We start from the raw sequence: 12,341 nt of genomic DNA on the forward strand, positions 1-12,341 counted from the left end.
ATTGAAACTGCCTATGGATTAGAAAAGTGTATCATAAGGGATAAACGAGACAGTGTCGCCTGCAGCGACCTCGCGCAATTCCTCCGGTAGTTCGACGAGACCGTCCGTGCCGACGAGGGAGGAGATGAGGCCAGCTCCTTCACGTGGAAATTTCACGGCTTCTGGCAGGCCATCAGACCCCGTTCGGATGCTGGCGCGGACATATTCGCGCCGGTCCTTCTTCTTGCGATAGGCGAAAGCCGCGCGAACCGGCAGAGTCAGTCCCGCGGTCGCTTCACCGCCTGCCAGAGCCAGTATCGCCGGTCGCGCCACATGGGCGAAGGTGACGAAGCTCGCGACCGGATTACCCGGCAGGCCGATGAGCGGTGTACCTGCAACCACGCCCATGACGACCGGGCGACCTGGTTTGATCGCGATGCGCCATAGAACGAGCGATCCGGTTGCCTGAAGTGCGTCCTTAACAAAATCGGCATCGCCCGTCGAAACGCCCCCCGAAGTGAGAATGATATCATGCTCACGCGCCGCTCCCACGAGTGCGTCCGCGATCGTCGCGCGATCGTCGCGCAGTATGCCGAGGTCGGTGACTTCGGCCCCGAGTCTTCGGGCCATGGCCATCAGCATTGCGCGGTTGGAATCGAAGAGTTGGGCACGGCCGCGTGTCTCTCCGGGCTCGACGAGTTCGTTGCCGGTGGAAAAGATCGCGACCCGCACACGGGTGCGCACCCGAAGATGGGTAAGGCCGAAGGCAGCTGTAAGCGCGATGTCCTGCGGACGAAGACGCCGTCCAGCAGAAAGGATGGTGTCGCCGCGAGCCACGTCCTCACCCGCGGGACGTGCGTTGGAACCGCGCGTAAGGCCGACCGGCAGGTGGACGAAGTTTCCCGCATTGAGCCGGACATCCTCCTGCATGTAGACGGTGTCGGCGTTCTCCGGCATCGGTGCGCCGGTGAAGATGCGCGCAGCGCTACCGGCGTCGAGGCGCTCGGGCGACGTGCCGGCTTGGACGGGGCCTGAAACTGTGAATGCCGCCTCGCTCTCCGTAGGGATCGAAGCACCATCGATCGCATAGCCGTCGACGGCGGAATTGGCGAAGGGCGGAAGGTCGAGCGGGGCGGCGATATCCTCGGCAAGGATGCGACCGTCGGCTTCATAAAGGGCGACGGTTTCGATCCCACCGACCGGCCGAAGGCGTTCGCGGATGAGGCTTTTAGCCTCGGCAACCGTCATCATGGGCCCGCCGAAGGCAAAGCAATCGTCGGAAAGTTGCGCCATCGAGGTTCGGTCGGTCCTGAGAAAGTCTGATCGTTCCGCGACCTAGCAAAGAATGCAGGGTCTCTCCAGTCTCCGATTATGGAGCGGTAGCACGGCAGCCTTTGCAAATTGTCGGGTGTTCCGTGCCAAACAAAGCGAGACGCAAGGGACAGCAAGGATGTTTGAGGGGCGGTCGCGTGCTTCGGTCAAACGGGCTCGAAACCGGCTCGACGGATCGCCTGTCGACCCGCTTCGGACTGAAGCGTCTCGATAAAGCGCTGCACCGCTGGTCGATCGCGCCGGTTCGTTTGAATGGCGAAATCGTAGTGTTCTTCGGCGACGGGCAGGAAACCGAGACCTGCAGCATCCGCGACCGGTGCAATCGTCATGCCCCAGTCTGCGCGATGCTGCGCAACTGCAACGGCGACGGCGTTATGGGAACGGGGCTGGTTGGAGTAGCCTGACGGGCGCGCGGCCTTCAGGAGCTTGTCAAGCAAGATGCGCGTGCCGGAGCCTGCATTGCGATTGACCATCAGGCAGTCCGGATCGGCAAGCGCGCGCCGTAGCGCCTCCTCCGCACTCGTCCCCTCGAACCGCGCATCCCCAATTCGGAACGCGAGGCCCTGCATGCGCCGCCAGCCGGGAATGAGTTCCATGCCTTCGCCGAGGAAGGGCGCGTTGTAGCGCCCGGTCTTTTCATCGAGGAGATGGATCGGGGCAAGATCGCATTCGCCGCGTTTGACCGCCTTGAGCCCACCGAGGCTTCCGACCGCAATCGATCGTGCCGTGACCCCGCTCCGCGCAAGGAGGCCGAGAATTCGGTCGAGGCCCGTACAATGGCTGCCGATCACGACAAGATCGGGCAACCGAAGATTGGACGAGAACAACGAGACCTCGGCCTCCTTGCCGGCCGGCCATTCGTCGGCGAGCGGCTCGATCCGTACGAAACCGTCTGCTTGGGTGAAGGATGTGATGGCGCCCGATCCCTTGCCGGTCGGAAAGGCGACGAGACCGTCCTCACCCTTCACCAGCGAGACCATGGCAAATTCCGCACGACCAAGTTCGGAGGGAATCTGGACAGCGACCCGCGCCGGGACCGATGCATCCGAGCGCGGCGGCAGGCCGGCTAGACGGCGGAGCACCGGTACGATCATGTCCTGAAAGGTGAAGATCGCAGAAGTCGGGAAGCCCGGTAGCACGACAACGGGCTTACCGTCGCAAACCGCAAGGCAGAGCGGTTTGCCAGGCTTGAGCGCGACACCGTGGGCTATGATGCCTGGTTCGCCGAGGCGATCGAGGATGCGATAGGTGACATCTCCGGCGCCCTTGGACGTGCCTCCGGAGAGGACCAACATGTCGTGCCGCGCGAGCGCCCCGCGCATGGCAGCTTCGAGCTTCTCTTCATCGTCGGGGAACGCACCGAGAAACTTGGCATCCGCCCCGTTCTCGCGGATCGTGGCGCAGACGATCGCACCATTGGCGTCGTGAACCTGAGCGGGGCCGGCTATTTCGCCCGGTTGAACGAGTTCGTCGCCGGTCGAAAGGACGGCCACCGAGGGCTGGCGAACGACCGGGACGCGGTCGATACCGCAGGCGGCCATCATTCCGATTTCAGGTGGGCCGATCCGCGCGCCAACGCGCAGAAACGTTTCGCCCAACGCAAGATCGGAGCTGGCGAAGGCGATGAAACGGCCGGGAGCAACGGCACGGCGGACCTCGATCCGAACTTCGTCCAGCGGCTCGGTGTCTTCGACCATCAGAACCGCGTCCGCTCCGCGAGGGATCACCCCACCGGTAGAAATTGGCGTGGCGGTTCCGGTCACGACCGCGATGCGGGGCGCGATACCACAGGCGAGGATCTCGTTGTTGAGAGCGAGCGTGACGGGCCTCGCCGGACCGGCCGTCTCGATATCCGCGGCCCGCACCGCAAATCCGTCGACATTGGCGCGGTCGAAGCCGGGGACGTCACGCGGCGCCGCAACATCTTCCGCGAGGACTCGGCCGAGCGCGGCGTCGAGCGAGACGACCTCGCTCGGCAGATCGCGCGGGAAGAGCGCGGCCTCGAACCGCTCGAGCGCCTCCTCGCGGGACAGGATCGTCAGGAACTGCGATTGCGGTGCGGTTTTCGGCGTGCGGGAGGTCTCGCTCAAGATCAACCTCCAAGTGCCCAGGCATCGATCGCGCTGCCGCTCGCGAAGCCTTCCGAGGCCGCCTCGACCAAGGCCCACGCATCACATCGCGCCAGTGCGGAGAGAGGCAGATGCCCGACGGCGATCGGGTCACATGCTGAGCCGGCGCGCTCGAAGAGAGCCAGTTCGGCAAAACCGATCTGCGATGCGATCTTGCGCTTGAGCGTGAGCGATCGCGACTCGGGTTCCTTTGTCCCAGTCAGACGCCTCAGAGCCGGAAGTAGAAGCACGAGGGCAATGGCAAATGCATCTGGCGTGCGGCCCGGAAGGGCAATAACGGACATCTTACCGACCCTGCCGAGCGCCGTCGTCGTGCCCGGTCGGATCGCCAGCCGATGGGCCGCAAGCGCGCCTGCCTGGCGAAGGGCATCCGCGGCGACGTCGTCCTTGCCGCCGCCTGTAGCGCCGATCGTTACGACGAGATCTGCCTCCGCTGCTTTGAGGCGCGCGGTCAACGAATCAACACTGCGCGACGCTCGATCCAGCATCACCTGGCCGCCTGCCTCTCTGATCAGCGCGCAGACGACGGCTGTACTCGGCCCCCTCTCTTTTTCGTCGGTTACGTCGATGACGAGAACGTCAGGACGGCGTATCGAAAGATGCGTCAAACCCAAAGCTAGTCCCAAGCCGACCATCGTGTCGCCGATGAGGTCTCCAGCGCGAAACAAGAGAGCCCCATCCGCGACATCGTCGCCTGCACGAAGCACACCGTCGCTGGGGGCCGCGGAGATTCGCACCTCGGCAAGAGGGCCCTCGATAGAGACGAACTTCTGCTCGACCACGCAGTCGCAGGTATCTGGCATCGCATCACCGACTGCGACGAAAGAAGGTAGGGAGGTCAGCATCGCCGGAGCATAGGCCGAAGCGGTGACGAGATCGCTCGACTTCATCGCCCAGCCGTCAAGAGCAGCCAGGTCCTCGGCGGGTATGGCCCTGGCAGAGGAAGCGGGGGCGGCGATCACGGCACCGACCGCCGTCTCCAGCTCTACCATGATGGGCGAAACAGTCGAAAGCTGCGAAAGCCAAGCCGACGCCGTTTCGGCGAATGGAAACAGACCTGATCGAGGAGCGCTTGCGTCATTCATCGCCCGACGCTGATGGCATGGAACCTTGCGAACGACAATGGCCGACGCTGGCGTTCGCGGCAAACTCGAAACCGCAGAGAATGGATACTGCGCACGACAGCTTGCTTACTGTCCGCGAACGCGCTTCGAAGTCGTTCAGGCGCTCGACGCCGGTCGATGCGGCAGTTCCACGGTGATCGACGCAGAGAGTCCCGCCGGATCAAAGTCGAAGCTGCATTCCGCCCCGATCTGGTCGACGAGGACGCGCTGCAGGAGCTGCGAGCCGAAGCCCTTGCGCTCTGGCAGTGACACGGGTGGCCCATTTCGTTCGAGCCAGCGCAATTCGAGGATGGGGCGCTCGTCGCTCTCTGCGATCCACCAGCGAATCGTCAGGCGGCCCGCCGGGACGCTCAGCGCACCGTATTTTACCGCATTTGTAACGAGTTCGTGCAGCCCCATGCCGAGTGGCACCGCAATCGTCGCGGGGAGCTCGACCGATGGCCCGTCAAGTCCGATACGCGCCCCGGTCGCGCCCGATTGAGACGTGACGGCATAGGGCGCAACCTCGTTTTCGATGATCTGCTTCAGATCGGCCGACTGGCGCATACCCTCGGTCAGGATCGTGTGTGTGGCGGCGAGCGAAGATAGACGATTGACGAAAGTTTCGGTGAAGGAACTGACGTCGGAGGCCGATCGCGACGACAGCTTCAACACCGCCTTGATCGTCGCGAGCATGTTCTTCACGCGATGGTTCAACTCGTCGATCAGGATGCGCTGTTCGTCCTCGGCGGCCCGACGCGCGATGATCTCGCGTTGGGCATCCTCAAAGAGACCTGCATTGTCGAGGGCGATCGCACCTTGCGCAGCAAGTCCGCGGATCAGTTCTTCGTGCCGCATGCTGAAGCGACCCGGTTCCGGATGTCCAAGAAGAACCGCGCCATGGGCCTTTCCCTCCCAGTTGACCACCGGAACCGCGAGATAGCTGCGAACCGGGAGATGGCCATGCGGCATACCGCCGGTATAATCGGCACTCGCCGCTGTCCGGCTCTCGGTCCCTCCAACGCCGCGCGCGTAGCGTGGGTCTTTCGTAATATCGTCAGAGCGTACGACGCGATTGTCAGCGAAGGTCGGCGCAAAGACGGCCGTCTCGCGCGGATCGGCGAACTGCGCGAAATCCTCCTTTTTCGCGCCGGACAGGACATGGAGCCGAAGGTGCTCACCGTTGGGCTGATGCTTGAGGTAGAAGAAGGCGCCGTAGCGCGCGCCTGAGAGGACCGTTGCCGAATCGACCACCATCTGCACGATGCCGTCTTGGTCGAGCTTGGCGCTCAGCGACAGCCCGGATCGGTTGAGCGTATCGAGGAGGCGCGTCTCGGCACGAAGGTCGGCTGTACGCTGACGGACCTCGCGGTCGAGTTGCAACCGTGTCCCTTCGGCGGAAACGGCCATGCGCCAGGCGACAGCCATGAGGGCGAGAAGTGGCAGAAGACCGAACCCGGCGAAGAGCATCAGCGGACGAAAGCGCTGCCAGAACTCTTCTGCCAGAGCATCGCTCGACTGCGTCACACGGACATAGACCGCCCGATCGCCAATGCGATGATAGGAGCCAAATCGGATATCGTCGTTCTCGACGAATTCCATCTCCCCGGTCTTTGCGGCCTCGGTAATCTGTTCGGTAAAGCCGCCGGTGTCGGGAGGGCTCGGCACTGATTCCGGCCACGAGGTCAGGACGCTCATGTCCTCGGCACGGAACACAGTGACTCGCATGCCATCCGACAATGTCAGCTGGGTCCAGAAATCATTAAAGTAGCCGAGATCGACGGTCGCCATCGCGGTTCCCGCGAACCCGCCATCCTCGTTGACGATCCGCCTCGATACCAGGAAGGTCCCCCGCGAGGTGACACGTCCCGTGATTGGGCCGCCGACATAAAGGCCCCCATCCCCTTCGATCTGTGCTTTGAAGGCGTCGCGGTCGGCTGCACTGCTCGGTGGCGTCGGAAACCGGAAACTGGTCAGGCGAAGACGACCGTCGGCGTCGTTCAGCCAGAGATCTTCGATATAGCTGATGTCCTCCCGGATCGAGACCAGCGCCTCATGGGCCGTCCGCGAGTTTCCCACACGGCCCCAGTCGCCGCCGTCCGCGATCTGAACGGCCTTTTGCAGAGCGAGATCGGAAACGATGAAGAGCTGCTCGGCATGCTGGGAAAGGAAGAACGCCGTCCGGCGGGCCTCCGAGGTTGCCCGGTCGACCGACTGATCCCACTGACTGCGCCAGACGGCTACGCCGAGTCCCATGACGATGACGATGCCGACGAGGCTCGCCAGAAGGATCGATCGGGCAAGCGTCAGGTCCCAGCCGTGACGCGGCGGGCGGCCGGCAGATGACATTTCTTGCTCTGACAGCTTCGACACTCCTTCAAACCCGGGGGTCTGCACGTCGGTGCAGCGGGTCCGGTCCAACCTTTCAGAACGTCAATTGCGTGTTCGCATGACCGAGGCGAGCGCTTCGACGAGTTCATCGGCCCGGAAGGGCTTGGACAGCATGGCAATCGGTTCGAGATCGACCAGGCGCTTGCGGGTCGTAGAGTCGAGATTGCCGCTGATGAAGATCGAGCGGATGCCGAAGCGATGCAGGATTTCCCGTGCCGCATCGCCGCCGAAGGACCCGTCGGCGAGCTTCAGGTCCATCAACACGACATCGGGTCGGCGAAGTTCGACCGCCTTGACGGCCGCGCTCGCCGTCGTCTCGATCCCCATCACGCAGTGGCCGGCGTCCTCGACCGACTGTTCGACATCCATCGCGATCAGAACCTCGTCCTCGACGATGAGAATCTCCAGCGGACGCGGCTTGGCATCGGTCGTCCGCCCGCTGTGTCCCGAAGAGACGGGAGCGGAGGATCGACTCTCATCGGGAGCTGCACTGGTCATGGGTCGGCGATCACCTCTGTTAAAGTACCGATGTTTATGTGCATTTCGGCAGCGCGAGTAAAGCTTTAACCTGGCTTCCAAGATCGCTGTGGCAAGACGTGGTTCTATAACCGCGCACATGAGAGCACTCCTGCGCGGACGCGTGCGTTCGATTTGCGGTCTAAGTGCGCCGAACACCCAATCGTGTTCCGAGCGTCAGACTCGGTCACGCCGTCGGCCGCTCTTCTGCTTCGAAGAAGGCCTGCGATTCAGTCGAGGTGCCGAACCGAGCCGCGTTCCACAAGATCTGCCTTCCAGACCTCGGCGTAATCTGTTGGGACGTCGCCTCGAATCCGCCCCTGCAGGAGTTCTGCAACGCGGCGACCAGCCGCACGAATCGACGACGACGTCGTGGTGAGCGCCGGCGTCGTCATGATCGGCGGCAGGGCGGCAACCTGATCGTCATGGGCGATGATCGACACGTCGCGCGGGACTTCAAGGCCCCGCTCCCTGAGAGCCGCGATCGCACCGAGCGCGAGCAGGATTGACGAGCAGAGGAGCGCCGTCGGCAGCGCGGTCCTCCCGGCTTCGCCCACCGATCGATGTTGGTCGATCGCGTTGAGTGTAACCTTCCGGCCCCGTTCGAAGCTCATATCGCCCGGGGAAGCGAGGACGAGGCGCGCATCCTCGACGTCCCGCAGGGCCGCCTCGACACCCGCCAGCCGGTCCATGGCATAGGCCTGGTGCTCGTCTCCGTTGAGAAGTCCGATCCGCCGATGACCCCTCGCGAGGAGGTATCCGGCGGCCACGCAGAAAGCGTTGTGATTGTCGATCGAGATCGAGGGTACTGGCGTGCCGGTGAGCGGCCGACCGTGAGCGACGATGGGGAAGTTCAACGTGGCGAGTCCGGCCGTCCGCTCGTCCTCCAAAAGCGGCGAGAAGAGGATCAGGCCGTCGACGGTGCCGCTGGCGATCAGACTGTCACAGCCTTCGCGCTCGCGCCCTTCCTCGACCTGCGAAAAGACTAGGTTGAGCCCGTCCTCGGTCAATTTGTCCGAGACGCCGGTGAGGAAATCCGTGACAATCGGGCTTGCAAGCGTGCGGCGCGACCGGGGAGAGACGACCCCGAACGCTCCGGCTCGGCCGGTCGCCAGCCGCCGCGCCACGGCGTTCGGACGATAGTTGAGCTTCTCTGCGGCCGCGAACACACGCCGGCGGGTCTCGACGCCAACCTCCGGATACCCATTGAGCGCGCGGCTGACGGTTGTCTGGGAGAGGCCGAGTTCGCGGGCGATGTCCTTCAGTGCCATCCGATCCTCCCAACGCTGCCAGCTGAACGCGCACCGCACACCCGCATTCGCGATTACCCTCTCAAAGTCGCACCAAACTCACGCAAACGTCAATCAAAGCGCTTAGAAAATGTTTCAAAGCGCTTTGACAAACGAAAATCGACGTTGCATGCTGACGAAAGAGAGCCGTAAAGGCCGGACCGACGGAGGAAGGAAGCAGCGATGGCGATTCGCACCGTCGTATGGAACGAATTCATCCACGAGCAGAACAATTCCGTCGTTCAGGCCATCTATCCGGACGGCATCCAGAACGAGATCGCGCGGGTCCTGTCGGCGGATCGAGAGATCGAGGTATCGACTGCGACATTGCAGGAGGACGAACATGGTCTTCCGCAATCACGGCTCGACGAGACCGACGTCCTTCTCTGGTGGGGTCACAAGGCCCATGGCGATGTCTCGGACGAAGTTGTCGACCGGGTGCAGCAGCGCGTCGCCGAGGGCATGGGACTGATCGTCCTCCATTCCGGCCATTTCTCGAAGATCTTCAAGCGGATGATGGGAACCCCCTGCTCGCTGCGCTGGCGCGAAGCCGGCGAGCGCGAGCGGCTCTGGGTGATCAACCCGTCCCATCAGATCACGCAAGGCATCGGCCCGGCGATCGAGTTGCCCCATTCGGAAATGTATGGCGAGCCCTTCCTGGTTCCCGAGCCGATGGAGACGCTCTTCGTCTCCTGGTACGAAGGCGGCGAAGTCTTCCGATCGGGCCTGACCTATCAGCGCGGCGCGGGGCGCATCTTCTATTTTGCGCCCGGCCACGAGACCTACCCCATCTACAAGGACGAGAACGTCGGCAAGGTTCTGCGCAACGCCGTTCGCTGGGCCTATAACCCAGCTAAACCCTGGAAGGACGTCTCCGACGCGCCGAACGTGCCTCACGATAAGGCTCCCGAAAAGCTGGAGCCGAAAGGCGCGTCCCTGCATAGGGCCGGCGAGGCGGGTTTCCGATGAGCGGCGCCGACCGGCTCATCATCCTCGGCACCGGCGGCATTGCCGCCCGGCATGCCGAGAAGTTCGGCGAGATCGAAAGCATCGAGATCGTTGCAGCGGTCGACATGAACTGCGAGCGCGCAAGGACCTTCGCTGACCAGCACGGAATTCCGCACAGTTTCGGGAGCCTTGCGGAGGCGATCGACTGGGGCGGGTTCGATGCAGCGGTGAATTCGACGCCGGATGCCGTACACAAGGCGACGACGCTCGAACTTCTCGCGGCCGGAAAGCACGTCTTCTGCGAAAAGCCCCTCGCGCCGACCTATGAGGATGCGATGGTGATGACGGACGCGGCGGAAAAGGCCGGCGTCGTCAACATGGTCAATCTCACCTATCGCAACGCTCATGCCATCCAGCGCGCGCGCCAGATGGTGGAGGCAGGCGAGATCGGCTCGATCCGGCATGTCGATGCCAACTATCTGCAAAGCTGGCTGACGGGAAAGCACTGGGGCGACTGGCGCACGGAGGAGCGCTGGCTCTGGCGCCTGTCGGGCTCGCACGGATCGAAGGGCGTTCTCGGCGATATCGGCATCCATCTTATTGACTTCGTCACCTTCGGTTCCGGACTGGAAATTGCCGCACTCCAGGCGCGGATGAAGACGTTCGACAAGGCGCAAGGCGGCGCGATTGGCCCGTACCGTTTCGACGTCAACGACTCCGTCGCCATGACGGTCGAACTGGCGAATGGTGCCCTCGGCGTCGTCCACATGTCACGCTATGCAACCGGCAATCTCAACGACTTGCACCTGACGATCTACGGGGATCGCGGGGCCTTGCGCGTCTGGGCCAACCAGTTCGATTCAAGCCTCGACGTCTGCCTTGGTGCGAACATCGACACGGCGACTTGGGAGCGGGTCGCATGCAACCCGACGCCACGCAACGAACGGCGCTTCGCCGAGGCTCTGCGCGCAGGTGTTACAGGAGACCCGAGCTTCCGGCGTGCTGCCGAAGTTCAGAAAACGCTCGACCTTTGTTTCGTCTCCGATGCCGAGAAAAGGATGGTCGCGACCGGCCTCGGCTCCGAAATTCCGATCGAAGCTCATGATCTGACGCAGCGGAGGGCGTCATAGCGATAGGGTCCGGCGTTCGGAGCCTGTTCTTCAGAATAGCACCATGCAACCTTGAACGGAAAACTCCGATGATCACGCCCAGGTCGTAGAACCTCGGCAAAGTTGTCGGAAGGGAAATACCAACAGGCATCGAGCAGCGGCAAGGGAGCGATCTGCCTCGATGTCCCAAAGGGAGGAATGAAAATGATCCGACTATCCACACTCGCGGCCTGCGCCGGACTCGGCGCCCTGCTGGCCGCGCAGCCGGCCATTTCCGCGGAACTGTCGATCGCCCTCGGCTCGATCGGCAAGGACGTCGAGGAGATGCGCACGCAGCTCTCCAAATTTACGGAGGAGACCGGGCACACGGTGAAGATCGTCGAGATGCCGGCCTCGACCACCGATCAGTTCGGCCAGTATCGCCTGTGGCTCGCCGCGCAGAACGCCGATATCGACGTCTACCGGACCGACGTGATCTGGGCTCCGCAGCTCGCCGCCAATCTCGTCGATCTTTCGGAGGCAATGGCCGACCGCGTCGACCAGCACCTTCCTTCGGTGATCCAGTCGCAGACGGTCGACGGCAAGCTCGTCGCCTTCCCGATGTACACGGATGCGCCGGCGCTCTACTACCGCACGGACCTTCTGGAAAAATACGGCAAAGAAGTCCCGACGACCTGGGAAGAGCTCGCCGCGACGGCCAAGGAAATTCAGGACGCCGAGCGCGAGGCCGGCAACAGCCAGATGAACGGCTTCGTCTTCCAGGGCGCGCCCTACGAGGGCTTGACCTGCGACGGGCTCGAATGGGTCGCCTCCCATGGAGGCGGGACGATCGTCGACGAGAACGGCGAGATCACCATCAACAACGAGAAGGCGGCTGCGGCTTTGGAAAAGGCCAAGGGCTGGGTCGGCTCGATCGCGCCGTCCGGTGTGCTCTCCTACAAGGAGGAAGAATCGCGCGGCGTCTGGCAGACCGGCAATGCGGTCTTCATGCGCAACTGGCCCTATGCCTATCCGCTTGGCAATGGCGATGATTCGGCTGTGAAGGGGAAGTTCGACGTCGCGCCCCTGCCGGCTGGCGCCGAAAGCGGCGAGTCGGCCGCCTGCCTCGGCGGCTGGAACCTCGCGGTGTCGCAATATTCGGAGGATCAGGAGGCCGCGATCGAGCTCGTCCGGTTTCTCACATCCGAGCAGTCGCAGAAGGAGCGTGCGATCATGACAGCGCGGCTGCCGACGATTGCCGCCCTTTATGACGATCCTGAGGTCGCAGAAGCCCAGCCCATCGTCGCCGAATGGGACACGGTCGTGGAAAGCGCTGTGCCGCGTCCATCCGCCCCGACCAAGAGCCAGTACAACGAGGTTTCGAAGGAATTTTGGACCGCCGTCAACGAGACGCTGGCCGGTCGCGGAACCGCCGCCGACAATCTCGACCAGCTCGAAAATCGCCTGCGCCGCCTGAAACGGAGCGGCTGGGAATAAGTCTGATTATTGCGGATGGCGCAGAAACGCGCCGTCCGCTTAAGGACCTGACGGGAGGTGAAGCGCCCG

At 63.2% G+C, this 12,341-nt stretch carries 9 protein-coding genes; 3 read left to right on the plus strand and 6 right to left on the minus strand.

Going from position 1 to position 12,341, the window contains the following annotated elements; translation table 11 throughout:
* Positions 1 to 18: 18 nt before the first annotated feature.
* The 6 genes from FP2506_RS13370 to FP2506_RS13395 all read right to left on the minus strand — a co-directional run bounded on the left by FP2506_RS13370 (position 19) and on the right by FP2506_RS13395 (position 8,721).
* Positions 19 to 1,272 (minus strand): molybdopterin molybdotransferase MoeA, encoded by a 1,254-nt coding sequence (locus FP2506_RS13370; RefSeq protein WP_007068056.1) that lies wholly within the window; start codon positions 1,270 to 1,272, stop codon positions 19 to 21.
* Positions 1,273 to 1,457: 185 nt separating this feature from the next.
* Positions 1,458 to 3,407, minus strand: coding sequence for a molybdopterin biosynthesis protein (locus FP2506_RS13375; protein ID WP_007068057.1), 1,950 nt, complete (start codon positions 3,405 to 3,407; stop codon positions 1,458 to 1,460).
* Entirely contained in the window at positions 3,404 to 4,525 is a 1,122-nt protein-coding gene (locus tag FP2506_RS13380; RefSeq protein WP_007068058.1) for a molybdopterin-binding protein, read from the minus strand. The genes FP2506_RS13375 and FP2506_RS13380 overlap by 4 nt, the downstream gene beginning before the upstream one ends.
* A gap of 135 nt (positions 4,526 to 4,660) precedes the next feature.
* Positions 4,661 to 6,892 (minus strand): HWE histidine kinase domain-containing protein, encoded by a 2,232-nt coding sequence (locus tag FP2506_RS18095; RefSeq protein WP_007068059.1) that lies wholly within the window; start codon positions 6,890 to 6,892, stop codon positions 4,661 to 4,663.
* A gap of 84 nt (positions 6,893 to 6,976) precedes the next feature.
* On the minus strand, positions 6,977 to 7,432 hold the full coding sequence (locus FP2506_RS13390; RefSeq protein ID WP_007068060.1) for a response regulator: 456 nt from the start codon (positions 7,430 to 7,432) through the stop codon (positions 6,977 to 6,979).
* A gap of 248 nt (positions 7,433 to 7,680) precedes the next feature.
* Positions 7,681 to 8,721: a LacI family DNA-binding transcriptional regulator gene (locus FP2506_RS13395; RefSeq protein ID WP_007068061.1), complete on the minus strand. Its 1,041-nt coding sequence runs from the start codon at positions 8,719 to 8,721 to the stop codon at positions 7,681 to 7,683.
* A 201-nt stretch (positions 8,722 to 8,922) separates the two neighbouring features.
* Between FP2506_RS13395 and FP2506_RS13400 the strand changes: the two genes are divergently transcribed.
* The 3 genes from FP2506_RS13400 (at position 8,923) to FP2506_RS13410 (ending at position 12,272) form a co-directional block, all read left to right on the plus strand.
* Positions 8,923 to 9,708, plus strand: coding sequence for a ThuA domain-containing protein (locus FP2506_RS13400; protein WP_007068062.1), 786 nt, complete (start codon positions 8,923 to 8,925; stop codon positions 9,706 to 9,708).
* Positions 9,705 to 10,817, plus strand: a complete 1,113-nt coding sequence (locus FP2506_RS13405) for a Gfo/Idh/MocA family protein (RefSeq protein WP_007068063.1) — start codon at positions 9,705 to 9,707, stop codon at positions 10,815 to 10,817. The genes FP2506_RS13400 and FP2506_RS13405 overlap by 4 nt, the downstream gene beginning before the upstream one ends.
* 177 nt (positions 10,818 to 10,994) lie before the next feature.
* Positions 10,995 to 12,272 (plus strand): ABC transporter substrate-binding protein, encoded by a 1,278-nt coding sequence (locus FP2506_RS13410; protein ID WP_007068064.1) that lies wholly within the window; start codon positions 10,995 to 10,997, stop codon positions 12,270 to 12,272.
* The last annotated feature ends 69 nt before the right edge of the window (positions 12,273 to 12,341 follow it).

It is taken from the genome of Fulvimarina pelagi HTCC2506, assembly GCF_000153705.1.
Classification (GTDB): domain Bacteria; phylum Pseudomonadota; class Alphaproteobacteria; order Rhizobiales; family Rhizobiaceae; genus Fulvimarina; species Fulvimarina pelagi.

Bases quoted from the DNA above. Each gene is read 5' to 3' on its own strand.
- FP2506_RS13410 (WP_007068064.1), top strand. From the start codon at position 10,995: ATGAAAATGATCCGACTATCCACACTCGCGGCCTGCGCCGGACTCGGC.
- FP2506_RS18095 (WP_007068059.1), bottom strand. From the start codon at position 6,892: ATGTCATCTGCCGGCCGCCCGCCGCGTCACGGCTGGGACCTGACGCTT.
- FP2506_RS13380 (WP_007068058.1), bottom strand. From the start codon at position 4,525: ATGAATGACGCAAGCGCTCCTCGATCAGGTCTGTTTCCATTCGCCGAA.
- FP2506_RS13390 (WP_007068060.1), bottom strand. From the start codon at position 7,432: ATGACCAGTGCAGCTCCCGATGAGAGTCGATCCTCCGCTCCCGTCTCT.
- FP2506_RS13395 (WP_007068061.1), bottom strand. From the start codon at position 8,721: ATGGCACTGAAGGACATCGCCCGCGAACTCGGCCTCTCCCAGACAACC.
- FP2506_RS13400 (WP_007068062.1), top strand. From the start codon at position 8,923: ATGGCGATTCGCACCGTCGTATGGAACGAATTCATCCACGAGCAGAAC.
- FP2506_RS13405 (WP_007068063.1), top strand. From the start codon at position 9,705: ATGAGCGGCGCCGACCGGCTCATCATCCTCGGCACCGGCGGCATTGCC.
- FP2506_RS13370 (WP_007068056.1), bottom strand. From the start codon at position 1,272: ATGGCGCAACTTTCCGACGATTGCTTTGCCTTCGGCGGGCCCATGATG.